Source organism: Luteibacter sp. 3190 (genome assembly GCF_031456385.1).
Taxonomy (GTDB): domain Bacteria; phylum Pseudomonadota; class Gammaproteobacteria; order Xanthomonadales; family Rhodanobacteraceae; genus Luteibacter.
In genome coordinates, this window is record NZ_JAVDUO010000002.1 from 550,209 (window position 1) to 573,687 (window position 23,479).

Consider the following 23,479-nt stretch of genomic DNA (forward strand, 5'->3'; position numbering starts at 1 on the left):
TACGCGGTCAGCCGGTTGCGACAATCGGTCATGGATCGCATGGGGCTGCCCGGCCGTACGATGCCGGGGTCACGTTCGTATCGAACGATGGAGTCGCACCGATGGTCGTCGACAGTCCACCCGCGCGCCGTCGCTGGCGCGACAAGCCGCTGGGGAGGCTCGCGCTGGAGCTCTCCTTCATCGTCGTCGCCAAGATCGCCGTACTCATGCTCATCTGGTACGTGGCCATCCGGCCCCTGCCCCGCGCGGATGTCTCGCCCGCGGGCATGGACCGTGTCCTCGCACCGGCCTCCGCCTCCAGCCAGGGAAACCCGCCATGATCGTCGACCCCGATGTCGTCGGCCTGTCGCGCCTTCAGTTCGCGCTGACCGCGCTCTACCACTTCCTCTTCGTGCCCCTCACCCTCGGCCTCGCGTTCATGCTCGCCATCATGGAGAGCGTGTACGTGATGACCCGCCGCGAGGTGTGGAAACGCATGACCCAGTTCTGGGGCGTGCTCTTCGGCATCAACTTCGCCATGGGCGTCGCCACCGGCGTCACCATGGAATTCCAGTTCGGCACGAACTGGGCCTATTACTCGCACTACGTCGGCGACATCTTCGGCGCGCCGCTGGCCATCGAAGGCATGATGGCGTTCTTCCTCGAATCCACGCTCGTCGGCATCTTCTTCTTCGGCTGGGAGCGCATCACGCCGCTGAAGCACATGTTGGCGACCTGGTTCATGGCGCTCGCCACCAGCCTGTCCGCGCTGTGGATCCTCATCGCGAACGCATGGATGCAGAACCCCGTCGGAGCGGCGTTCAACGCGCAGACGATGCGCATGGAGGTCACCTCGTTCAAGGAGGTGTTCTTCAATCCCGTCGCGCAGTCGAAGTTCGTGCACACGGTGAGCGCCGGTTACACGATGGGTGCGATGTTCGTGCTCTCGATCAGCGCGTGGTACCTGCTGCGCGGCCGCAACGTCGACTTCGCCAAACGCTCGATGACGGTCGCCGCGAGCTTCGGTCTTGCCGCCTCCCTTTCCGTGGTCGTGCTCGGCGACGAGTCCGGATACACGGTTTCGGAAAACCAGAAGATGAAGATGGCGGCCATCGAGGCCATGTGGGAGACCGAGCCCGCGCCCGCGTCGTTCACCCTGGTGGGCCTGCCCGACGTGAAGGAGCGCACGACGCACGGTGCGATCCGCGTGCCCTGGATCATGGGCCTGATCGGCACGCGCTCGGTCGACGAACCGATTCTCGGCATCGCCCAGCTCGTCGACGACGCCAAGGGCCGCATCGCCGACGGCATCAAGGCGTACGACGCGATGCTCGTGCTGCGCGAGAACCGGAACGACGCGCAGGCCGCCGCGATCCTCGCCGCGCACGACAAGGACATGGGCTACGCGCTGCTGCTGAAGCGCTTCATGGACGATCCGCGCAAGGCGACGCCCGAGGACATCCAGAAGGCCGCGGACAGCACGATCCCGAACGTGCCCGTGCTGTTCTGGTCGTTCCGCGTCATGGTCGCGTGCGGCTTGTACTTCATCGGCCTGTTCGCGTACGCGTTCTGGCTCGCCAGCAAGCGGCGCCTGCAGGGACGCCGGTTCCTCAATGTCGCGCTGTGGAGCCTGCCGTTGCCCTGGGTCGCCGCGGAGCTGGGCTGGATCGTCGCCGAATACGGGCGCCAGCCGTGGGCGATCGAAGGCGTGCTGCCGACGGCGCTGGGCGCATCGTCGCTCACGCCCGGACAGGTGTGGATCTCGCTCGGTGGCTTCGTGCTGTTCTACACCGCGCTCGCCGTGATCGACGGCTATCTGATGGTGAAGTTCGCCCGCAAGGGTCCGGACGGACTCGGCCTGTGGCCGAAGCGGCCGGATGCCATTCCCGCCCACGCGCAGACGGCCTGAGGACGACATCATGTTCGATTACGAAACCCTGCGGGTGATCTGGTGGGCGCTGATCGGCGTGCTGCTGATCGGCTTCGCCATCATGGACGGCTTCGACTTCGGCGTCGCGGCGCTGCTGCGCGTGCTGGGCAAGGACGACCACGAGCGGCTCGTGTTGCTGGAGACCATCGAGCCGACCTGGGAGGGCAACCAGGTCTGGTTCGTCCTCGGCGGCGGCGCGGTGTTCGCGGCGTGGCCACTGCTCTACGCGGCATCGTTCTCCGGCCTCTATGTCGCGATGTTCGTGCTGCTGGTCGCCTTCATCATCCGGCCGGTGGGCTTCAACTTCCGCGAGAAGGTGCAGGATCCACGCTGGAAGACCGTCTGGGATTATTGCCTGATCGCCTCGGGGACCATCGTCATGCTGGTCTGCGGAGTCGCCTTCGGCAACCTCTTCCTCGGCCTTCCGTTCCGCTACGACGGCGACCTGCGCATGACGTGGGATGGTTCGTTCTTCCAGCTGTTCCGTCCGTTCGCGCTGCTCTCCGGACTCGTCAGCCTGAGCATGCTGCTGGCGCATGGGGCGAGTTGGGCCGCGATGAAGGCCGACGTGCTCATCGCGAATCGCGCGGCGAAGGTCGCGCGCATCGCTTCGCTCGTGTACATCGTGCTGTTCGTGGTCGCCGGCATCTGGCTCGCCTACGGCATCCCGGGCTTCGCGATCTCCGGACCCGCGACCACCGACGCGATCTCGAATCCGCTGGGCAAGCAGGTGGCCATCGGCGCGTCGTGGTTCGCCAGCTACATGAAGCATCCCTGGTTCTGGGCCGCGCCGGTCCTCGCCTTCGCGGGCGCGCTGGGTCTTCAGCTCTTCGTGGGCCGTCGCGGCTTCGCGGGCTTCTTCTGCAGCAGCCTGGCGGTCGCCGGCACGATCCTCTCCGCCGGCTTCGCGCTCTTCCCGTTCCTGCTGCCGTCCGCGCTCGATCCGACATCGAGCCTCACCGTATGGGACGCCTCGTCCAGCCGCGGCACGCTGCTGCTGATGCTCGCGGTCACCATCGTGTTCATCCCGCTGATCCTCCTCTACACCAGCTGGGTCTACCGCGTGATGCGCGGCCGCGTCACCCTCGAACACGTGCGCAAGTCGCACGGCACGTACTGAAGGAGCAAGCCATGTGGTATTTCGCCTGGATACTCGGCCTCGGCCTCGCCTGCGCCTTCGGCATCCTCAACGCGGTGTGGTACGAGGTGCACTCCGACGACGAAGCGAGCCGGAAGAACGATCCGATGCCGAAGCACGAGGGGACCTGAGGGATACGGCGTTCCCGGATCGTTGCCGCTGCCGCGGGATCGCCGATGCGATCGGCGCCCACCGGCCAGCGGCAACGTGTCAGCGTTCGAGGGCGTCGGGGGCTTTCGGCACCGCGGAGGTCATCACATCGGGGGCGCCCTTCGTCACCGCGACGTCGTCTTCGATGCGGATGCCGATGCCGCGCCAGCGTTCGTCGACGCGCTTGTCGTTCGGCGGAACGTAGATGCCCGGTTCGACGGTGACGACCATGCCCTCTTCCAGGACGCGCGGCTCGCCATCGATGCGGTAGTCGCCGACGTCGTGGACGTCGAGGCCGAGCCAGTGGCCGGTCTTGCTCGGGAAGTACGTCTTGTAGCTGCCCTCGGCGATCACGCGATCGGCGCCGCCGCGCAGGATGCCGACGGCGCAGAGGCCCTCCGCGATGATCCGGACCGCCGCGTCGTGCGCGTCGCCGAACGAGCGACCGGGACGGACCGCGTCGATGGCCGCCAGCTGCGCCTCGTGCACGATCTCGTACAGCGCGCGCTGCTCCCTCGTGAAACGCCCGCCCACGGGAAACGTGCGCGTGATGTCCGAGGCGTAGCAGTCCACTTCCGCGCCGGCGTCGACGAGCAGCAGGTCGCCGTCCTTCAGCGTGGCGCGGTTGGCCTGGTAGTGCATGACGCAGGCGTTGGCGCCGCCGGCGACGGTGGGCGGAAACGCGGGCACCGCGCCGCGGCTGCGGATGGTGCGCAGGATCTCGCCTTCGACCTCATATTCGGCGACACCGGGGCGTGCGATGGCCATGGCGGCGAGGTGCGCGGCGCCGGCGACCTCGGCCGACCGGCGCATGAGCGCCAGCTCGTCCTTCGACTTGAACAGGCGCAGGTCGTGCAGCAGGTGCCCCAGCGCCACGAGGTCCTTCGGCACGACACCGCCACCGCGCGCCGTGCGCAGGCGGCGCATCCAGGCCAGCAGGCGGGCGTCGAAATCGGGCTCCTGCCCGAAGTGGCAATAAACGCGCGCCCTTCCCTCGATCATCCCCGGGAGGATGTCGTCGATGTCGTCGATGGGGAACGCGTCGTCGAGGCGAAGCTCGCGCGCCGCCCGGTCCGTGCCCATGCGCTCGCCGTCCCAGCGTTCACGCTCGGCGTCGCGCTCGCGGCAGAACAGCACCGTCTCGCCGTGCGCGCGGCCGGGCAGCAGCGCCAGCACGGCTTCGGGTTCGTCGAAGCCGGTCAGATAGTGAAAATCGGAATCCTGGCGGTACGGCCAGGGCGCGTCGGCGTTGCGCATGCGCTCGGGGGCGGCGGCGAGGATCAGGGCCGCGTCCTCGCCCGCCATGCGCATCAGTTCCCGGCGCCGCCGGGCGTACTCGGCGGGCGCGATCAATGCAGGGTGTCGTTCGCCGGTGGCATGCCGCGGCTGAGCTCGGCATGGAGCAGCATCGCGCCGGCGCGCACGAATTCCTCGAGCTCGGTCAGGCTCTCGTCGTTCACGTCGTCGTCCGCGTCGAACTCGAACTCGGTCGCGGCGATCGACGCCATGTCCTTGAGGACTTCGCGCGCGTCGTCGCTCATCCCCTGGTTGCGCTCCACCGACCCGCCGAGCCCGAGACCGCCCAGGAAGCCGTGGATCCAGTCGACCAGGCCCTCGGCGCGCTCTGGAATGGGCGCGTCGTCGTCGGGAAGCCACGGGGAGAACGTCAGTTCCGGGTCGGCCAGCCATTCGTCGGTCTGGTGCCGCAGGCGGTTGAGCATCGCCTCTTCGTCGGCGGTGGGCGCCGGATCGGGTTCGAGGCTGAGCGCGGCGAGTACCGAATCGCCGGGAAACCGGCCGCCCCCGGCGATGTACCCGACGAGCGAGCCATGGAACTCGCTGACCGAGACGGACAGTTTGCAGCGTCCGATCAGCTCGGCGATGTCTTCGGGGTCGACGGTCAGGTTGGCCGACATGGCACGTGCTCCAGGGATTTCAGACCCAAGTCTAATGCACCGGCCTTCACGCTGCCGACGCGTTCGCCTTCACGGGATGCCGACAGGGCCGGACCTCCTGTTATAGTCCGCTCCATGACGAACCCGGATGCCTTCAAGACCGAACTGGAAGCCCTGAGCGCGACGCTCGACCGGCTCGTCGACACCGTTCGCCGCCTCACCGAGGAAAACCGCAGCCTGCGGCACAGCCAGGAACAGCTGGCGAACGAACGCGCGGGACTCATGGCACGCAACGAACAGGCGCGCAGCCGTGTGGAAGCGATGATCCAGCGCCTCAAGGCGCTCGAGAACACGGGCTGATCGCAACGACATGAACGCCACCGCCAGCGAACCGGTATCCCTGCGCCTGCTCGACCGCGAATTTCACATCGCGTGCGCGCCGGAAGAGCGCCCCGGCCTCGTCGCCGCCGCCCAGTTCCTGGACGGCAAGATGCGCGAGCTGAAATCCAACGCCAAGGTACCCGGATTCGACCGGATCGCCGTGCTGGCGGCCGTGAGCATCGCCCACGAGCTGCTCACGCTGCGGAAGGAGCACGACTCGCAGGAACAGGTGCTGACCGACGGGCTGGCCTCCCTGCGCAGAAAGCTTGATGGTCTGCTCGACGCCTCTGTAAAATAGCGCTCAGGCGTTCCCTGCGGTGTTCGCCAGCGCACTTTACATTTGCCTTGTTCCTACATACGACCCCGGGTCGGCTTTTCGTGACTGTTGTGCATGTCCGCCTCGTACGGAAAGCCTCGAAGTCGCGTAGCCCTCCCACCTGATCCTTTGGATCAAGGTCGTTTGGTGCGCAGCGGCATCGCGGAGAACGCCTCTCCATTCCAGCCGATCGGTCCCAGGGGGGCCGGTCAGCGTCCCATCCGCGGCACCGGATGTGGCGGCTCGACGGCGACCTTGCCTGTGCCGTTCCGTTGAACGACCCATGTCAAAGCTTCCCGAGAGACGTGAACTCCGAGCCGACCTCGTGCAGCGACGCCGGCAGCTCAAGCCGGCCGAGCGCGTCGCCGCCGCCCAGGGCCTGCGCCATTCGCTGGAGCAGTTGCCCGAATTCCTGACCGACAAGCACGTGGCCGGCTACTGGGCCACGGGCGGCGAACTGCCGCTCAACCTGGCCATCGCGCCGCTCGCCGAGCGCGGCCAGACCTTCTACCTGCCGATCGTCACCAAATCCGGCGGCAAGCGCCGCCTGACGTTCGCGCCCTGGACCACCGGCGAGGACGTCGACTCCAACGAGCTCGGCATCCCCGAACCGAAGGCGTCGGAACACGTGGTCGAGGCGGACAAGCTCGATCTCGTGCTGGTGCCCCTCCTCGGCTTCGATCGCCGCGGCAACCGGCTGGGTTTCGGCGGCGGCTATTACGACCGCAGCTTCGAGTTCCTGCGCGGCAAGCCGCGTCCGGCGCAGCCGCTGCTCGTCGGTGTCGGCTACGCGTTCCAGGAATTGGACGCGATCGAGACGGCCGAGTGGGACATCTCGCTCGACTACATCGCGACGGACAAGGAACTGATCGACTGCACGGGCGGCGAGGCATGAAGTACTGGCTCATGAAGTCCGAGCCGGACGCGTTTTCCATCGACGATCTCAAGCGCAAGGGCGTCGAAGCCTGGGACGGCGTGCGCAATTACCAGGCGCGCAACTTCATGCGCGACGGCATGAAGGTCGGCGACAAGATCTTCTTCTACCACTCGAACACCGATGTCCCGGGCATCGTCGGCATCGCTTCGGTCGCCTCCGCGGCGTATCCGGACGAGAGCCAGTTCAACCCGAAATCCAAGTATTACGACGCCAAGGCGAAGCGCGAGGAACCGCGCTGGATGCTGGTCGACGTCAAGTTCGAGCGCAAGCTCGCGCGCACCATCTCGCTGGAAGAACTGAAGGGCCACGACGAGCTCGCCGACATGCCGCTGGTGCAGAAAGGCAGCCGCCTGTCCGTGATGCCGGTGGCCAAGAGCGACTGGGATTTCATCCTCAAGCTGGAAAAAGCATGAGCCAGGACAACGAGAAGCGCCTCGCCGCCGAAACCGCCGCCTTCCGTTACGTCGGCAACGGCGTCTTCAAGGGCGGCATCATCGGCGTGGGTACCGGGTCGACGGTGAATTTCTTCATCGACGAACTCTCCCAGTACCGCGACCGGATCAAGGCCGCCGTGTCCAGCTCCGAGGCCTCCAGCGAGCGCCTGCGCAAACTCGGCATCGACGTCATCGATCTCAACGCCGCCGGCCGTCTCGACCTTTACGTGGACGGCGCGGACGAGTGCGATCCGCACAAGCGCCTGATCAAGGGCGGCGGCGCCGCACTCACCCGCGAGAAGATCGTCGCGGCGGCGTCCGACAAATTCGTCTGCATCATCGACGCGAGCAAGCAGGTGGACGTGCTCGGCACGTTCCCGCTGCCGATCGAGGTCATCCCGATGGCCCGCAGCCTGGTGGCGCGCGAGATCGTCGCGCTCGGCGGACAGCCGGTCTGGCGCGACGGCGTCGTCACCGACAACGGCAACTGGATCATCGACGTGCACGGCTGGCGCATCACCAATCCGGTCGAGCTGGAAGCCCAGCTCAACCAGATCGTCGGCATCGTCACCGTCGGCCTCTTCGCGAAGCGCGCCGCGGACGTCGTCATCGTCGGCAATCGCGAGATCTGAGACGAGGGGCTGTATCCTCTCGCCCCATGACGCTCGAAACCCTGCTCCTCATCGCCCTGCTCGTCGTCGGGCTCGCATGCCTCGGCCTGCTCTTCGCCCTGCTGTCCCGCGGTCGACAGGACGACGGAAGCGCCGCGCGCCTCGACGCCCTGCGTGACGACAACCGCCGTCTCGAAAGCCTGATCCGCGAAGAACAGCGGGCGGGCCGCGGCGAGCTCGGCGAGAGCTTCGGTCAGTTCCGCGGGCACGTGCAGGATCAGCTCGCGGCCGCCGCCGAGCGCCAGCACGAGCGCATCGAAGGTTTCGGCCGGCGGCTCGACCAGCTCACCGAACGCACGGACACCGGCCTGCAGTCGCTGCGCCAGGGGCTGGCCGACGATTCACGCAAGACGCGCGAGGAATCCGCGCTCACCCTGAAGCGCTTCGGCGAGGGCATCGACCAGCGCTTCGCCGCGCTCACGGCCGAGAACGAGAAGCGGCTCGGCGAAGTACGCGCCACGCTCGAAACCCGCCTCGGTGCGATCCAGCAGGACAACGCCGCCAAGCTCGAACAGATGCGGGCCACGGTCGACGAGAAACTGCAGGCGACGCTGGAAACCCGCCTCGGGCAATCGTTCCAGCTCGTTTCCGAGCGGCTCGAAGCGGTGCAGCGCGGCCTGGGCGAGATGCAGGCGCTCGCGGCCGGCGTCGGCGACCTCAAGCGCGTGCTGACCAACGTGAAGACGCGCGGCACCTTCGGCGAGGTCCAGCTCGGCGCGCTGCTCGAGCAGATCCTCATCGCCGAGCAGTACGCCGCCAACGTCGCCACCATCCCGTCCTCGACCGAGCGCGTCGAGTTCGCCATCCGTCTCCCGGGCGCCGACGACGGAACCCCCGTCTGGCTGCCGATCGACGCCAAGTACCCGGTGGAGGATTACCAGCGCCTGCTCGACGCCCAGGACGCCGCCGATGCCGATGCGGCGCATGCGGCCGGCAAGGCGCTCGAACTGCGGGTGCGCGAGGAGGCCAAGCGGATCCGCAGCAAGTACGTGGCCCCGCCGCACACCACCGATTTCGCGATCCTCTTCCTGCCGACCGAGGGCCTCTACGCCGAGGTCATCCGTCGACCGGGGCTGTCCGACCAGCTCCAGCGCGAGTACCGGGTGACGGTCGCCGGTCCCACCACCCTGACGGCGCTGCTGAACAGCCTGCAGATGGGCTTCCGCACCCTGGCGATCGAGAAGCGCTCGTCCGAGGTCTGGCATGTGCTGGCGGCGGTCAAGAATGAATTCGGCAAGTTCGCCACGGTGCTGGAAAAGACGCGCAAACAGCTCGACACTGTCCGCAACAGCATCGACACCGCCGGCGTCCGCACCCGCGCCATCGAGCGCAAGCTCCGTGGCGTCGAGTCGCTGGGTTCCGACGAGAGCCAGGCCCTGCTCGACCTGGTGCCGGGGCTGGACGACACCGACACCCCGGCCGAGCCATCCGAGGACTGACCGGCGGGAAGAACGGTACAATGACCGTTTGCACCTGCTTAGGAACGCACCCCGATGAGCGACGACGCCAAGTCCCGCCCGGTCACCCGCGAACAGGCCGAGGAGGCCGTGCGCACGCTGCTGCTCTGGTCGGGTGAGGATCCCACCCGCGAAGGCTTGCTCGACACGCCCAAGCGCGTGGTCAAGGCGTATTCGGACTGGTTCAAGGGCTACGACGAGGATCCGGCCGAATACCTGCGCCGCACGTTCGAAGAGGTCGCCGGTTACGACGAGATGATCGTCCTGCGCGACATCGAGTTCGAAAGCCACTGCGAACACCACATGGCGCCGATCATCGGTCGCGCGCACGTCGGCTACGTGCCGAAGGATCGCGTCGTGGGCATCAGCAAGCTGGCGCGCGTCGTCGACGGTTTCGCCCGCCGCTTCCAGGTGCAGGAAAAACTCACCGCGCAGATCGCGCACTGCATCGAGGACACGCTGCGTCCGCGCGGCGTCGGCGTGGTGATCGACGCCAGCCACGAATGCATGACGACGCGCGGCGTGCACAAGCGCGGCGTCTCCATGGTCACGAGCCAGATGCTCGGCAGCTTCCGCGAAGACCCGCGCACACGGAGCGAGTTCCTCCGCTTCGTCGGCGTCGATCGTCGCTGACCTTGAGCGGACCGACCGACACCACCGTCCACGACGAGCGCCTGCAGGATCTTTTCCGCGACGGCATCGTCGCCGAGGACATTCCCGCCGTCTTCCCGCTGTTGCGCGGGCGCGGGCTGCTGCGCGCGTTCTCCGCGCTGTTCCACGGCGGCGAGGCGCAGGTGCTGCTGCGCCTGCTCGTGCTGCGCACCCTCGGCGGGCGACCGCATGCCACCGAATGGACACCGCAGGAGATCCGCGACCACCTCGCCTTCGTCGACGCGGTGAAGCTCGAGACCGTGGTCCAGCGCCTGAAGGACCACGACATGCTGGTGTACGACGGCGAGACCATGCGCTACCGCGTCGGTCCGCTGGGCCGCAAGGCGCTGGCCGCGATCGCGGCGATGCTCGAGTTCGAGAACGACGACGATGACGGCCTCGGCTACCTCACCGCCCAGCTCGCCGCCGGGCAGGCCGTGGGGCGCGTGTCGGTCGACGAGCTCGGCCATCTGCTGTCCCGCCTCACCGAGCTGAAGGAAGACTTCGATCGCGCGGTGCTCTCGGGGTCCGAGTACCGCATCCGCCGCGCAGCCGAGCGCCTCGACGCCGTCTGGACCTGGGTCGAGAAAGGCACCGAGGTCGTCGCGGCGATCACGGAGAAGGACGACCTGGAACCGGCGGCCCATCGGCTCGCCCAGGCGGTCGGCCGCGCCCAGAGCGCGCTGCTGCGCCAGGCCGGCACGTTCCAGCGCGAACTCAACAAGATCGACCAGCACCGCGTGCACCTCGGTCGCACCGGCCTGTCGTCGTCCGACCTGGTCGGCTGGCTCCGCGCGCAGGACATCGACACGCTGGCGTCGTTCGAGGACGGCCAGTTGCTGCTGCCCCTGCCCGCGCCCTTCATCCACGACCAGATCGCGCTCGATGTCGCCGAGTTCGAACTGCTCGAACGCGAGCGCCTCGCCGCGGAGAGCACCGCGCTGCCCGGCGCGGAGGAACCGCCGGACACCGCCGACCTGCCGATGGACGAGGAAGACCTGCGCTTCCTCGAGGACTGGCACGCGGAACTGGCGGCGATCGACGCGCCGCGCGAACTCGAAGCCACGCTCGTCGGCGACGACTATGCGCTCTCCGCCTATCGGCTCTCGCTGCTCGGCCTGCTCGGCGATCCCGAGTCGGCCGCCCTGGAAGGCGGCACCGCCGACCTCGCGCGCCTGCCGCTCGCGCTGGAGATCGAGCCGCGCCTGATCGAGACCGACCTGCCCCAGATCGCCCTGGTGAGCGCCGGACGCCTGCGTCCGCGCGACGCCGCGAAGGACAACACTGCCGATGCATGACGAAACCGCCAGCCTGGTCACCCGCCTGCTCGCGCAACGCTGGCTCCCGCGCGACGACGCGCAGGCACGCAAGGCGCTGCTCGACGAAGCGTTCCGCGAGGAACTCGACCGCCGCCTCGACGCCGTCGGCCTCGAACTGCGCGAACACCCCTACGCCGCGTACATCGGCCTCGCCGTGGCGCGGAAGAGCGAGCGCGCCGTCTTCGGCGGCAGCGACAGCTGGATCTCGAACACGTTGCAGCTGGATCGCGACGGCGTCGCGCTGCTGGTGGTCATCTGGGCCCTGATCGTGCTGCCGAAGCGGCAGCGCCAGGTCGAGCGCCAGGATGCGGAAGCCGCGGCGTCGCAGGGCCAGATGTTCGCCGAGGAGAAACCCATTCCGCGCGATCCGACGATCTCGCCCGTCATCGCCGAGCGCACGCTGCTCGCCGATTTCGGCGACAAGCTCGGCGGCAAGACGCGCGTCGGCTTCAACCTCGGCACGCTCAATCGCCTCGGTTTCATCATCCGTCGCAAGGGCGAAGTGGCCGAAGGCCCGCTGCTCGACCTCGCGTTCGACTACGAGCGAACGGCGCGGCGCATCCTCGATGGCGCGCTGGGCGACCTGCTCGCCGAGGCCGCGTCGCGGCCGGCGCCAGCCGCGACCGACGACGAAGACGACCTGCCGCTCGACGAGACCGAGGAAAGCACCGATGTTTGATTTCCGCAGCCTCGAAGTCGTGCACTGGGATTACTGGCAGCGCTTCAGCCTCCCGCTCGACACGAACATCGTCACCGTCGTCGGACCCAACGGCTCGGGCAAGACCACATTGCTCGATGCCCTGCGCACGCTGCTGACCATCGACTGCGCCGGCAACCGCGACTACAAGAGCTACCTGCGCCACAACGGCAAGCCGTTCGCCTGGCTGCGCGCACGCGTGGGCAACGTCCCGGGCCCCAGCGGCGAGCGGCCGTTCTTCCCGCTGATGGATCGCGAGGTGACCCTCGCCTGCCGCATCCAGAAGAAGGGCGGCGAGTGGACGCGTCAGTACGCCGTGCTCGGCGGCGACGTCGGCGTGGAGGAGATCGAAGCGCGCGGCGAATTCCTCGGCCTGCGCGAATACCGCGTGCGCCTCGAAGGCGCTGGCCTGTCGCAGGCGATCCGTCGCGTGCTCACGCTCGAACAGGGCGCCACGGACAAGCTCTGCCAGCTGCCACCCAAGGCGCTGCTCGACCTCGTCTTCGACGTGTTCGGCGACAAGGCCGTGCTCGACGATTACCAGCGCGCCCGCAACGAGCAGATGGAAGCCGATCGCGAGCAGCACGGCCTCGAACACCAGCTTTCGCTGATCGGCGTGAGCCTGCAGGAAGCCGAAGCACGCGCCCGCTCGTACCAGGAGTGGAACGCGCTGAAGACCGAGCGCGTCGACCTCGTCGCCGACGTCCTGCCGCGCACGGAACTCGCCGATCTCGGCGCGGGCATCCGCGGCGCGCGTCCGCAGCTCACGGGCGTGAAACGCCGCGTGGCGGAACTCGAACGTCGCGATGCGGAGCTCACACGCCAGCTGGGCGAGCTCGACGCGGGTGGCGAGAGCCTGCGTGCCGAACAGCACGAAGCCGACCTCGCGCGCCAGCAGACGCAGAAGAGCCTCGACGCCGCGCGCGCCGAGCTCGCGCAGAACGACCTCCTGATCAAGCAGGAGACGCGCCTGCGCGAGATGGTGGCCGCGCAGGGCGGCGCCGATCACGAACGCCTCGCCGACGTCGCGCGCGATGCGCGCGCCCGCATCAACCAGCTGCAGGCCGAAGAAGGCCGGCTGCGCCAGGATCTCGCGACGCTGACCAGCCAGTTGTCGGCCTGGCGAAGCGGCCGTCGCTACACCCCGGATTTCGAGGCGTCGTTCCGCCGCGCGCTGGACGATGCCGGCATCCGTCACAGCATGCTCAGCGAGATCGTCGAGATCGACGGGCCGCGCTGGCAGCCGGCGGTCGAAGCGATCCTCGCGGGATATAGGCACGTGGTGCTGCTCGACGATCCGCGCGATCGCGAGAGGGCCTGGAGCCTCGGCGAGCAGCATCGCTACAAGCATTTCGTCGTGGCGGATCGCGCACCGGCCGGCAAGGCGACACCGGGTTCGCTGCTGGAGGTGGTGTCGTTCTCGGCGGCGCCGCCCGACTGGCTCCTGCGCAACCTCGACCGCATCCGTCGCGTCGAAGACGTGGCGGACGGCGCGAAGGTCGGCCGCGACCAGGACTGGATCACCCCGCAGGGCTACTTTCGCGAGCGTCGCGGTGGCCGCCACCTCGGCGTCGACGACATGTACTTCGGCGCGGGCGCGCGCGAGCGACAGCTCCGCGATGGCGAAGCGAAACTGCGCGACATCGAGGCCCGCCTGCGCGACATCGCCAGCGAGCGCAAGGACGCCCTGACGCGCGCCAGCGACGCCGAAGCGGTGCTTCGCGGCGCCAGCGCCAGCAGCCAGCTGGCCGACCGCGCGGACGAATTCGCCGAAGCGCGCGAACAGCAGCCGCGCCTGCGCAAAGACGTGCAGCGCACGGCCGACAGCCACGTCGCGGCGGAAGCGTACTACGAAGCCGTGCGCGAGAAGCGCCTGCGCACGTCGAACCTGCGCGACAACGCGGCGCGCGAACAGCGCGACGTTCAGCGCCAGCTCGCCGATGCCGTACGCCAGCACCACACGCTGCGCGCGGAACAGGTGGACCGCCTGCGCGCCTATCGCGCGAAGCGTGCCCACGTGCCGCTCGCCCATCGCGGCCGCGTGGCCATGGCCGCGCTGCGGGAACGCTACGAATCGCCCGCCGCCGTGCGTCGCGAGATCGATCGCGTGGAGCGGCGTCTCGACGAAGGTCACTGGGAACAGGATCCGAGCGTGCTCGCGCTGCGCGAGAAGTTCTCGTCCGATCACGAAGGCCTGAAGCTGGATCTGGAGAAGCGCCGCATCCACCTGGAGCGCGCGTCGCGCATCACGCACGAGGCGCGTGGTGCTTACATCCAGGTGCTGCGCAACACCGTGCGCCGCTACGCGAAGAACCTCAAGGTGCTTGCTGAACTGGCGGGCATCGGCGTCGACGTCGATCTTCCCGAACTCAGCAACGACGATCTGGCACTCGCGTCGGCCGCGCTGCACGTCCGCTTCGAGTTCGACAAGAAGGGCTGGATCGGCATGGACGACGGCGAGGCATCCGGCGGACAGCAGGTGATGAAGTCGCTGCTGCTGCTCGTGGCGCTGATGCGCGACGAGGACCGCCCCGGCGGTTTCGTCTTCATCGACGAGCCGTTCGCCCACCTCGACATCTTCAACATCGACAAGGTGGGCGCGTTCCTCAAGAGCACGCGTGCGCAGTACATCCTAACCACGCCCGCCACGCACAACGTGAACGTGTTCCAGCCATCGGAGCTCACGCTGGTGACGAGCAAGCGGCGGCCGGGCGCGGTGTGGGCGCAGCCGTTGGCGGTGCTACGCCGCCGCGCCACGGCGGCCTGAGGGCAACAAGGGCGCCTGAGCGCTTTCGCGAAAAGCTGTCGCGGCCGGGTCCGCTCCCACCGCGTCGGCGGTCCGATGACATGTGGGAACGGCCCTGGCCGCGACATCTTCTGAGGCCGTGAACACCAGGGCCTGAGCACTTTCGCGAAAAGCTGTCGCGGCCGGGGTCCGCTCCCACTGCGTCGGCGGTCCGATGACATGTGGGAGCGGCCTTGGCCGCGACATCTTCTGAGGCCGTGAACAGCAGGGCCTGAGCGCTTCCGCGAAAAGCTGTCGCGGCCGGGTCCGCTCCCACCGCGTCGGCGGTCCGATGACATGTGGGAGCGGCCCTGGCCGCGACATCTTCTGAGGCCGTGAACAGCAGGGCCTGAGCACTTTCGCGAAAAGCTGTCGCGGCCGGGTCCGCTTCCACAGTGGATCGGCGGGACCTCAGTAATATCCGCTCTCGCCGGGGATCGGGTTGTCCTCGCCGGAGCCGTCCAGCGCGTCGCCCGCGCTGTTCGTGGGGCGCTGGCGGGTGGGATCGTGTTCGTCGTGGTCGTCGCGCAGGTGCACCTGCGCACGATGGCGCGCGACGAGCAGGGCCGTGATCGCCGCGCCGATGCCGATGCCCACGGCGAGACTCACGCCGGGATGACGACGCACGCCGCGACCGGCGCCCACGAAGGCGTCCGAGGCGAGGGCCCCGGCGCGGCCGGCGTACTCGCGCGCGGCGCCCAGCGCTTCACGCGGATGATGACCCGTCGCCGCACCGGCGATCCGGTGCGCGCGGCCGAGGATTCCTTCGCCCACGCTCTTGCTTCGGAAAAATGTCATGACAGTTGGCCTCCTTCGTTCGAGGCGACCAACGTGCCGTGCGCGACGTGACGCGAACGTGCGCCGCGCATGACGACGACGCCAGAATGGCGCCCATCGCGTCAGGGCAGGCTATCCAGCCACGCCTGGTCCGTCCCTTCTTCCACACCTTCGAACAGGAACGTCGACAGATACCGCTCGCCCGTATCCGGGAGCATGGCGAGGATGACGCTGTCCTTCTCCGCGTCCTTCGCCACTTCCAGCGCGGCGGCGACGGTGGCTCCGGCGGACACGCCCACGAAGATGCCCTCCTCCTGCGCCAGCCGTCGGGCCGTGTCGCGCGCGACCACCTCGTCGATCGGGACGTTCCGGTCGAACACCTCGCGATTGAGCACGTCGGGGACGAAGTCCGGCGTCCAGCCCTGGATCTTGTGCGGCGACCACGGCTTGCCCGAAAGCAACGGCGCGGCCGTCGGTTCGGACACCACGATCTTCACGTCGGGGCGGGCCACCTTCAGCACCTCGCCCACGCCGGTGAGCGTGCCGCCGGTGCCCCACCCGGTGACGAACGCGTCGAGGCGGCGGCCCGCGAAGTCCTGCATGATCTCCGCCGCGGTGGTGTTGCGGTGGTAGGCCGGATTGGCGGGATTCTGGAACTGCCGAGGCAGGAACCACCCGTGCTTCGCTGCGAGCTCCTCGGCCTTGCGCACCATGCCGCTACCGCGCTCGGCGGCCGGGGTGAGGATCACCTTCGCGCCATACGCGCGCATGAGTTTGCGGCGCTCCACCGAGAAGCTGTCGGCCATCGTCGCCACGAACTTGTAACCCTTCGCCGCGCAGACCATCGCCAGCGCGACGCCGGTGTTGCCGGAGGTCGCCTCGACGACGGTATCGCCGGGCTTGAGCAGCCCCTTGCGCTCCGCGTCGAGGATCACGGCGATCGCGAGGCGGTCCTTGACCGATCCGCCCGGGTTGAAGGATTCGACCTTCGCGTAGAGCGTGACATGGGCCGGGGCGATACGGTGCAGGCGCACGATGGGCGTGCGGCCGATCGTGTCGAGGATGCTGTCGTAGATCATGGCGTCGATCCCGTCGCGGAAAGGTAGGAGCCCTTCAATCTACTCCCAGCGAGCGCGGGGCGACAAACCCCCGGGGCATGAGGCAGACTGCCCGCCCATGACCCGCCTCCCCCTGCTCGTCCTCGGCCTGTTCGCGACCGCCACCGCGCCCGCGCAGGAGTTTCCGCGCACGCCGTCCGAGTACCTGCGCTGGATGGATGCCGACGGCGACGGACGCATCGACGAAACGGAATACGTGCGTTACATGAGCCAGGGCTTCCTGCGCATGGACGTCAACGGCGACCGAGTGCTCGACGCGAACGACGGCCCCACCCGCCCCGGCGCCCGCCCGGTCCACCTCGACGCATTCCAGCGCGACCTGATCCACCAGTTCCACAAGCTGGACCGCAACCACGACGGCTATCTCGACGCGAAGGAACTCGCGCAGCCACCGATGTAGCCGTCACGGGATTCGGTTACCCTCTGCCGACCCTGGGGAGGGATGGATGAATACGACCGAGCTGTTCCTGATCGCGATGACGATCATTCTGGGCGTGCCGTACCTGATCTGGCGCGTCTTCCGCACCGACCATTGGGCACCGCTGGTAGTCGTGCAGATCGTCACGGGCATCGTGCTCGGGCCCGGAGTGCTGGGCAAGGTGTTTCCCGATTACTACACGACGGTGTTCGCGCCACCGGTCATCGGTGCGCTCAACGGCATCGCGTGGTGGGCGGTGATGGTGTTCGTGTGGATCGCCGGCATCGAGCTCGACCTGCGCGAAGTGTGGCGCCAGCGCCGCGAGTGCGGCACGACGGCGGCGCTCGCGCTCGGCGCGCCGCTCGCGACGGGATGCCTCGCCGCCATGGGCATGCTCGCCTGGCGGGAAGGCTGGATCGGCGAGACGGCGACCACGTGGCAGTTCGTCCTGGGCATCGGGATGGCCTGCGCGGTCACCGCCTTGCCCATCCTCATCCTGCTGATGGAGAAGCTCGACGTCCTGCGCGAACCGCTCGGCCAGCGCGTGCTGCGCTACGCGAGCCTCGACGACATCGCCATCTGGGCCGTGCTGGCGATCATCCTGCTCGACTGGAAGCGCGTGGGTCACCAGGCGGCGTTCCTGATCGGCTTCGCCGTGGCGGCGTGGCTGTTCCGACGCCTGATGGCGCACCTCAGGGAAGTCGATCGCTGGTACGTCGGCCTCGTCTGGCTGGCCGCCTGCGGCTACGGCGCCGACTGGTCCGGGCTGCATTACATGGTGGGCGCCTTCCTCGCCGGTACCGTCATGGACCGCGACTGGTTCACGCTGGAGAACCTCGACAAGCTGCGCCACCACGTGCTGCTCGTGATCATGCCGGTCTTCTTCCTGTCGACCGGGCTGCGCACGAACTGGTCCGTCGGCGGTGCCGCCGTCTTCGGCGCGGCGGCGCTGCTCCTGGTCGCTTCGATCGCGGGGAAGCTGGCGGGTGTCGGTCTCGCGGGCCGGATCCTCGGCTGGGCGCGCGGCGACGCGTGGACGATCGGCTGGCTGCTGCAGACCAAGGCGCTGATCATGATCATCTTCGTCAACATCCTGCTCGACCGCCGCGTGATCAGCAGCGAGACGTTCACCGCCCTGCTGCTGATGGCGGTGGCGAGCACCATGCTCACCATGCCGTTCGTGAAGCCGGGCCTGAAACGGCTCGTGTGACCGCCCGGCCGGCGGGCCGGGAAACCTGAGCTAATTCGCAAGCTTCATCGTATGATGTGACGGAATCGACTCTTACGCGACGGTCGGGACGTGCGTTTGGACAACCAGCTCTGGGAAAGCAAGTATCACGAAGCCGTGGAGCGGTTGACCCGTGAGGAGGCGCAATGGCGCTCCGCGGAGTCCCTGCTGCGCCAGCTCGTCGGATGCCTGGGTCGCGTGGCGCACGGCGCGCACGATCAGGTCGATCCGCACATCGAACGTCTCTCGGCGGCGCTCGGTGGCCCCATGGAGCCCATCGCGCTCGAGCCCCTGGTCAACGAACTCGCGCAGGCCATCCACAGCCTGGGCGACCGGCCGCGTGGCGCGCGCGAAGAACGCTCGGTCGCCATCACGCGGCCGCAGCGCACGGAGCACGGCTCGTCGGTGCAGTCGGCCCTGAGCCGCCTGGTCGACCGCATCGTGGTGATGCCGCGCCTCACCGACCGCGCCAACGACCTTCGCCACGACGTGGCGGACGCCGGCGACCTCGTGGCGCTGGCGGCCTGCGGCGACCGGCTCGCCGACCTCGTCAACGAACAGCGCCTCGGCCTGCAACGCGAGATCGACGCGCTGCAGGGCGTGCTGCGGCACGTGACCGGCCGTCTCGACGAGATGAGCCAGTACATGTCGCGCGAGCTGGTCGACCAGTCGAACGGCGAAGCGAACGGTCAGGCCCTCGACGCCTCGGTGGCGCACGAGATGCGCCTGCTCGGCGAAGCCGCCCTCGAGATCGACGACGTGCACGAGTTGCGCGAACGCGTGAACGCCAGCCTCGAAACGATCACGCACTGTTTCCGCGATTTCCGCGACCGCGAGGGCGCGCGCCTCACCGCGTACCGCGCCCGCGCGGAAAAGATGCGCCAGCGCATCGAGCAGCTCGAGACCGAGCGCAACACGCTGCAGCGCTCGCTCGAGCGCGAGCACGAGCTCGCTCAGACCGACACGATGATCGGCATGCCCAACCGCCTCGCCTACGAGAAACGCATCGAGGCGGCGTTCGAGAGCTGGCAGACGACGTCGCGCCCGCTGAGCATCGCGGCGATCGACATCGATCATTTCAAGAGCATCAACGACACCTACGGCCACACCGCCGGCGACGCCGTTCTGCGCATCATCGGCCAGGCGTTGCTCAAGCACGTACGGCCGTGCGACTTCGTCGCCCGCTACGGCGGCGAGGAATTCATCGTGGTGTTCGACGGCGCCGACGAGAACGAGTCCCTCCAGGTGTGCGAGCGCCTGCGCGGCAAGATCCAGCACCTGGCCTTCCACGCCAGCCGCCAGTCGGTGCGCGTCACCGCCTCCATCGGCCTCGCGCAGTTCCAGCCCGGCGACACCCCGCAGTCCGTGTTCGACCGCGCCGACCTCGCGCTGTACACGGCGAAGAACGGCGGCCGCAATCGCTGCGTGGTCGGCTGAGGACGACGACCCGACCGACGCCGCGGCGAATTCAGGCCGCGACGTTGAAGACGTGACCGACCACCGACGTCACGGCCATCGCCAGCGCGCCCCAGAACACGACGCGAGCGATGCCGCGCAGGATGTTGCCGCCGCCCATGAACGCAGACGCGGTACCCAGCAGGGCCAGCGCGAGCAACGACACCGCGAAGGTGACCGGCGCCACCTGTTCGCGCGACGCCAGGGCGGCCGCCGCGATCGGCAGGATCGCCCCGCACGAGAAGCTCAGGGCCGACGCACCGGCAGCCTGCCAGGGACGGGCGGCGGTGGTCACCGAGAGGCCGAGCTCGTCGCGCGCATGCGCTTCCAGCGCGTCGTGCGCCATGAGCTGTTCGGCGACGGTACGCGCCAGCGCCCGGTCGAGGCCGCGCTGCACGTAGATCTCCGCCAGTTCCTTGTGCTCGCCGGTCGGGTCGTCGCGCAGTTCGCGCTGTTCGAGATCCAGCTCGGCCGCTTCGCTGTCCGCCTGCGAACTGACGGACACGTATTCGCCCGCCGCCATCGACATCGCGCCGGCGACCAGGCCGGCGACACCGGCGATCATGATGTCGGAGCGGCTCGCCTGCGCGGCGGACGCGACGCCTACCATCAGGCTGGCGGTCGACAGGATGCCGTCGTTCGCGCCGAGCACCGCGGCGCGTAGCCAGCCGATGCGTTGCAGTCGATGCTGCTCGCGATGGCGGAAGCGCGGGATCATGCGCCGGGCTCCTGTTCGTCGTGTTCGACACGCTCCTCCAGACGCGTCACCATCCAGCCGACGAGCAGCGCGCAGATCGTGCCCAGGATCACCTCGCCGAACCGGAACAGCGGAATCTCCCAGAGCGGCCCCTCGGCCGGCACGAGCAGCACGATGGCCGTGGTGATGCCCGCGATCCGCGCGGCCTGCGCGACGTTCGCCGCCCAGCACACCAGGGTGACCGCGGCGAGCGCCAGCGCGAACGAGAGGACGTCGCCGCTATGCCCGAGCCACAGGCCGGCGAAGCCCGCCGCACCGCCCAATGCGGTACCCAGGCAGCGGTCGCGGCTCGCGCCGCGCGATTCCAGATAGCGCGGCTGGGTCACCGCCAGGGCGCTGATGGCCGCCCAGTAGGCCTGTTCGGTGTGCAGCGCGTGGCCGATCGCGAACGCCACGCTGGCACCGAGCGCGCCCTTGAACGCGAGGAACGAGCCGGTCCGCAGCCGCTTGCCGAACGGCAGGTCGCGGAAGAGACGCTCGAAAACCCGCTGCGCGCGCCGCAACCGGACGACACGCAGGGCGGCTTCGGCACGGGAGAGAGGCGCGTCCGGTGGACTCATGCGCCCATCCTACCGACGCCGTCGACGCGCTGCCAACGACACCGCACAATACGCCGCCGCGGCCGCATCGGCCGCCCCTGCCCCAAGAAGATTCCGGCCCATGTCCATCTCGATGTACCAGACCTCCGTGCCCGTCCTCGTCCGCGCGCTGAAGAACCTGTCCGGCGTGCTCGCCAAGGGCGCCCAGCACGCCGCCGATCGCAAGATCGCGCCGGAGGTGCTGCTCAACACACGCATCACCCCCGACATGTTCCCGCTGATCCGCCAGGTGCAGATTGCCACCGACATGGCCAAGGGCGCCGTCTACCGCCTCGCCGGCGTCGAGCCGCCGAAGATGGAAGACAACGAGACCTCGTTCGAGGAGCTGCAGGCGCGCATCGCGACCGTGATCGGCATGATCGAAGGCTTCACGCCGGCGCAGATCGACGGCAGCGAGGATCGCGAGATCGTGCTGAAGCTGCGCAGCGGCGACATGCACTTCCGCGGGCAGGACTACCTGCTGGGCTTCGTGCTGCCCAACGTGTATTTCCACGCGTCGACGGCGTACGCGATCCTGCGCGGCGTGGGCGTCGTGCTGGGCAAGGCGGATTTTCTCGGAAAGGCTTGATCGCGCGCGATGCGGCGAGGCGGTACCGACCGCCTCGCCGTGGGTACCGGCCTTCGCCGGTACGACGGTTGAGGGCCCCTCAGGCCTTCAGCTTCCACCCGGTACGGAAGATCCACCAGACCACGCCGAGGCACAGCACGAGGAACCCGACGGTCGCGCCGACGCTCACCGCGATGTTCACGTCGGCCTCCCCGTAGAAGCTCCAGCGGAAGCCGTTGACCAGGTACACGACGGGATTGAACAGCGTGATCTTCTGCCATACCGGCGGCAGCATCGAGATCGAGTAAAAGCTGCCACCCAGGAACGTCAGGGGCGTGATCACCATCAGCGGCACGACCTGCAGCTTCTGGAAGTCGTCGGCCCACAGGCCGATGATGAAACCGAACAGGCTGAAGGTGACGGCGGTGAGGATGAGGAAGCCGATCATCCAGAACGGATGCAGGATCTCGTAATCGACGAAGATGCGCGCCGTGGCGAGGATGAGCAGTCCGAGGATCACCGATTTCGTGGCCGCGGCACCCACGTAACCGAGCACCACCTCCACGTACGACACGGGCGCGGAGAGCAGTTCGTAGATCGTGCCCGCCCACTTCGGCATGTAGATGCCGAACGACGCGTTGCTGATGCTCTCGTTGAGCAGCGACAGCATGATCAGGCCAGGGATGATGAAGGCCCCGTAGCTCACGCCGCCGATGTCGCCCATGCGCGAACCGATCGCCGCGCCGAACACCACGAAATAGAGCGAGGTGGAGAGCACCGGCGAGGCGATGCTCTGCATCAGCGTGCGGAAGGTGCGGGCCATCTCGAAGCGGTAGATCGCGCGAACGCCGTGGATGTTCATGCGTGCGTCCTCACGAGGCTCACGAAGATGTCCTCCAGCGAGCTCTCGCTCGAATGCAGGTCCTTGAAGTCGATGCCGAGCGCGTTGAGCTTGCGCAGCAACTCGGCGATGCCGGTGTCCTCGCCCTGCGCGTCGAACGTGTACGTGAGGCAGCTGCCGTCGGCCGACAGTTCGAGCGGCCAGTGCCCGAGCCCTTCCGGGACCGCCTGCAGGGGCGTCTGCAGCTGCAGCGAGAGCTGCTTCTTGCCGAGCTTGCGCATCAGGGTAGTCTTTTCCTCCACCAGCACGAGTTCGCCGTGGTTGATGACACCGATGCGATCGGCCATCTCCTCGGCTTCCTCGATGTAGTGCGTGGTCAGGATGATCGTGACGCCCGACTCGCGCAGGCGGCGCACCATCTGCCACATGTCGTGGCGCAGTTCGACGTCGACGCCGGCCGTCGGTTCGTCGAGGAACAGCACGCGCGGTTCGTGCGCGAGCGCCTTGGCGATCAGCACGCGACGCTTCATGCCGCCCGAGAGCGTCATGATCTTCGAGTCGCGCTTCTCCCACAGCGACAGTTCGCGCAGGATCTTCTCGAGGTATTCCGGGTTCGGCGCCTTGCCGAAGAGTCCGCGGCTGAACTTCACGGTCGCCCAGACGCTTTCGAACGCGTCGGTCGAGAGCTCCTGCGGCACCAGGCCGATCAGGCTGCGCGCGGCGCGGTAGTCGCGCACGATGTCCTGCCCGTCGACGGTGACCGTGCCTTCGCTGCCGTTGACGATGCCGCAGACGATGCTGATCAGCGTGGTCTTGCCGGCGCCGTTGGGGCCGAGGAGCGCGAAGATCTCGCCGCGCCGGATGTCGAGGTCCACGCGCTTGAGCGCCTGGAAGCCGGATTTGTACGTCTTGGACAGCCCACGCACCGCGACGATGGCGTCGGGTGCGGTGATCGATGCGTCGAGTGGCGACATGGGAACCCGTATGGCCGTGGGTAAG

At 68.2% G+C, this 23,479-nt stretch carries 26 protein-coding genes and 1 other RNA gene; 19 read left to right on the forward strand and 8 right to left on the reverse strand.

Features of this window, described 5'->3' with window-relative positions:
- Positions 1-101: 101 nt before the first annotated feature.
- From cydP to cydX, 4 genes are read left to right on the forward strand one after another with little or no spacing between them, the layout of a single operon-like run.
- Positions 102-320 carry a cytochrome oxidase putative small subunit CydP gene (gene cydP / locus J2X58_RS12335; protein WP_090056227.1) on the forward strand — a complete coding sequence of 73 codons (219 nt, stop codon included), beginning with the start codon at positions 102-104 and terminating at the stop codon, positions 318-320.
- Positions 317-1,888, forward strand: a complete 1,572-nt coding sequence (locus tag J2X58_RS12340; RefSeq protein ID WP_310048532.1) for a cytochrome ubiquinol oxidase subunit I — start codon at positions 317-319, stop codon at positions 1,886-1,888. Before cydP ends, J2X58_RS12340 begins: the two co-directional genes overlap by 4 nt.
- 10 nt (positions 1,889-1,898) lie before the next feature.
- Positions 1,899-3,029 (forward strand): cytochrome d ubiquinol oxidase subunit II, encoded by a 1,131-nt coding sequence (cydB, locus tag J2X58_RS12345; RefSeq protein WP_310048533.1) that lies wholly within the window; start codon positions 1,899-1,901, stop codon positions 3,027-3,029.
- Between the two features lie 11 nt (positions 3,030-3,040).
- A complete protein-coding gene (cydX, locus tag J2X58_RS12350) occupies positions 3,041-3,178 on the forward strand; it encodes a cytochrome bd-I oxidase subunit CydX (protein ID WP_310048534.1) in 138 nt (45 codons plus the stop codon).
- A 79-nt stretch (positions 3,179-3,257) separates the two neighbouring features.
- Here the strand turns inward: cydX and J2X58_RS12355 are convergent, their stop codons facing one another.
- Both J2X58_RS12355 and J2X58_RS12360 read right to left on the reverse strand, forming a co-directional pair.
- The gene (locus tag J2X58_RS12355) at positions 3,258-4,550 is read right to left on the reverse strand and encodes an aminopeptidase P N-terminal domain-containing protein (protein WP_090056218.1); all 1,293 of its coding nucleotides are present in this window, start codon (positions 4,548-4,550) and stop codon (positions 3,258-3,260) included.
- Positions 4,547-5,113, reverse strand: a complete 567-nt coding sequence (locus J2X58_RS12360) for a UPF0149 family protein (protein ID WP_090175331.1) — start codon at positions 5,111-5,113, stop codon at positions 4,547-4,549. Before J2X58_RS12360 ends, J2X58_RS12355 begins: the two co-directional genes overlap by 4 nt.
- 114 nt (positions 5,114-5,227) lie before the next feature.
- Here J2X58_RS12360 and J2X58_RS12365 point away from each other — a divergent pair, with 114 nt between their 5' ends.
- The 11 genes from J2X58_RS12365 to J2X58_RS12415 all read left to right on the forward strand — a co-directional run bounded on the left by J2X58_RS12365 (position 5,228) and on the right by J2X58_RS12415 (position 14,722).
- A complete protein-coding gene (locus J2X58_RS12365; protein ID WP_036116258.1) occupies positions 5,228-5,452 on the forward strand; it encodes a TIGR02449 family protein in 225 nt (74 codons plus the stop codon).
- Between the two features lie 10 nt (positions 5,453-5,462).
- Positions 5,463-5,771 carry a cell division protein ZapA gene (locus J2X58_RS12370; protein ID WP_090056214.1) on the forward strand — a complete coding sequence of 103 codons (309 nt, stop codon included), beginning with the start codon at positions 5,463-5,465 and terminating at the stop codon, positions 5,769-5,771.
- 8 nt (positions 5,772-5,779) lie between these two features.
- Positions 5,780-5,962, forward strand: a non-coding RNA gene (gene ssrS / locus J2X58_RS12375) — 6S RNA.
- A gap of 110 nt (positions 5,963-6,072) precedes the next feature.
- Positions 6,073-6,684 carry a 5-formyltetrahydrofolate cyclo-ligase gene (locus J2X58_RS12380; protein WP_090056212.1) on the forward strand — a complete coding sequence of 204 codons (612 nt, stop codon included), beginning with the start codon at positions 6,073-6,075 and terminating at the stop codon, positions 6,682-6,684.
- Positions 6,681-7,139: an EVE domain-containing protein gene (locus J2X58_RS12385; RefSeq protein ID WP_090056210.1), complete on the forward strand. Its 459-nt coding sequence runs from the start codon at positions 6,681-6,683 to the stop codon at positions 7,137-7,139. Before J2X58_RS12380 ends, J2X58_RS12385 begins: the two co-directional genes overlap by 4 nt.
- Positions 7,136-7,792 (forward strand): ribose-5-phosphate isomerase RpiA, encoded by a 657-nt coding sequence (gene rpiA, locus J2X58_RS12390; protein WP_310048538.1) that lies wholly within the window; start codon positions 7,136-7,138, stop codon positions 7,790-7,792. Before J2X58_RS12385 ends, rpiA begins: the two co-directional genes overlap by 4 nt.
- Before the next feature lie 26 nt (positions 7,793-7,818).
- On the forward strand, positions 7,819-9,270 hold the full coding sequence (gene rmuC / locus J2X58_RS12395) for a DNA recombination protein RmuC (protein ID WP_310048539.1): 1,452 nt from the start codon (positions 7,819-7,821) through the stop codon (positions 9,268-9,270).
- A 54-nt stretch (positions 9,271-9,324) separates the two neighbouring features.
- Complete coding sequence (folE, locus tag J2X58_RS12400) at positions 9,325-9,921, forward strand: GTP cyclohydrolase I FolE (RefSeq protein ID WP_090056204.1); 597 nt, start codon at positions 9,325-9,327, stop codon at positions 9,919-9,921.
- A gap of 2 nt (positions 9,922-9,923) precedes the next feature.
- Positions 9,924-11,237 (forward strand): hypothetical protein, encoded by a 1,314-nt coding sequence (locus J2X58_RS12405; RefSeq protein ID WP_310048540.1) that lies wholly within the window; start codon positions 9,924-9,926, stop codon positions 11,235-11,237.
- Complete coding sequence (locus J2X58_RS12410; protein WP_090056198.1) at positions 11,230-11,937, forward strand: hypothetical protein; 708 nt, start codon at positions 11,230-11,232, stop codon at positions 11,935-11,937. The genes J2X58_RS12405 and J2X58_RS12410 overlap by 8 nt, the downstream gene beginning before the upstream one ends.
- Entirely contained in the window at positions 11,930-14,722 is a 2,793-nt protein-coding gene (locus J2X58_RS12415) for an AAA family ATPase (protein ID WP_310048541.1), read from the forward strand. The genes J2X58_RS12410 and J2X58_RS12415 overlap by 8 nt, the downstream gene beginning before the upstream one ends.
- Positions 14,723-15,151: 429 nt before the next feature.
- Here J2X58_RS12415 and J2X58_RS12420 read toward each other — a convergent pair whose 3' ends face one another.
- Together J2X58_RS12420 and cysK are read right to left on the reverse strand one after the other, a co-directional pair.
- Positions 15,152-15,538 (reverse strand): hypothetical protein, encoded by a 387-nt coding sequence (locus J2X58_RS12420; RefSeq protein WP_310048542.1) that lies wholly within the window; start codon positions 15,536-15,538, stop codon positions 15,152-15,154.
- Between the two features lie 101 nt (positions 15,539-15,639).
- Positions 15,640-16,596, reverse strand: a complete 957-nt coding sequence (gene cysK, locus J2X58_RS12425; protein ID WP_090175324.1) for a cysteine synthase A — start codon at positions 16,594-16,596, stop codon at positions 15,640-15,642.
- 97 nt (positions 16,597-16,693) lie between these two features.
- Here cysK and J2X58_RS12430 point away from each other — a divergent pair, with 97 nt between their 5' ends.
- The 3 genes from J2X58_RS12430 to J2X58_RS12440 all read left to right on the forward strand — a co-directional run bounded on the left by J2X58_RS12430 (position 16,694) and on the right by J2X58_RS12440 (position 19,718).
- Complete coding sequence (locus tag J2X58_RS12430) at positions 16,694-17,035, forward strand: hypothetical protein (protein WP_310048545.1); 342 nt, start codon at positions 16,694-16,696, stop codon at positions 17,033-17,035.
- Positions 17,036-17,081: 46 nt separating this feature from the next.
- Positions 17,082-18,263, forward strand: coding sequence for a cation:proton antiporter (locus J2X58_RS12435; protein WP_310048547.1), 1,182 nt, complete (start codon positions 17,082-17,084; stop codon positions 18,261-18,263).
- A 90-nt stretch (positions 18,264-18,353) separates the two neighbouring features.
- Entirely contained in the window at positions 18,354-19,718 is a 1,365-nt protein-coding gene (locus J2X58_RS12440) for a diguanylate cyclase (RefSeq protein ID WP_143070374.1), read from the forward strand.
- Between the two features lie 31 nt (positions 19,719-19,749).
- On the opposite strand, the gene J2X58_RS12445 is transcribed toward J2X58_RS12440, so the two are convergent.
- Positions 19,750-20,454, reverse strand: a complete 705-nt coding sequence (locus tag J2X58_RS12445) for a VIT family protein (protein WP_310048549.1) — start codon at positions 20,452-20,454, stop codon at positions 19,750-19,752.
- The gene (locus J2X58_RS12450; RefSeq protein WP_090056185.1) at positions 20,451-21,053 is read right to left on the reverse strand and encodes an FUSC family protein; all 603 of its coding nucleotides are present in this window, start codon (positions 21,051-21,053) and stop codon (positions 20,451-20,453) included. The genes J2X58_RS12445 and J2X58_RS12450 overlap by 4 nt, the downstream gene beginning before the upstream one ends.
- A gap of 100 nt (positions 21,054-21,153) precedes the next feature.
- Between J2X58_RS12450 and J2X58_RS12455 the strand changes: the two genes are divergently transcribed.
- Positions 21,154-21,660 (forward strand): DUF1993 domain-containing protein, encoded by a 507-nt coding sequence (locus J2X58_RS12455; RefSeq protein ID WP_090056183.1) that lies wholly within the window; start codon positions 21,154-21,156, stop codon positions 21,658-21,660.
- Positions 21,661-21,739: 79 nt separating this feature from the next.
- On the opposite strand, the gene J2X58_RS12460 is transcribed toward J2X58_RS12455, so the two are convergent.
- Both J2X58_RS12460 and J2X58_RS12465 read right to left on the reverse strand, forming a co-directional pair.
- Complete coding sequence (locus J2X58_RS12460) at positions 21,740-22,501, reverse strand: ABC transporter permease (protein WP_090175319.1); 762 nt, start codon at positions 22,499-22,501, stop codon at positions 21,740-21,742.
- Complete coding sequence (locus tag J2X58_RS12465) at positions 22,498-23,454, reverse strand: ABC transporter ATP-binding protein (protein ID WP_090056181.1); 957 nt, start codon at positions 23,452-23,454, stop codon at positions 22,498-22,500. The genes J2X58_RS12460 and J2X58_RS12465 overlap by 4 nt, the downstream gene beginning before the upstream one ends.
- Positions 23,455-23,479: the final 25 nt, after the last annotated feature.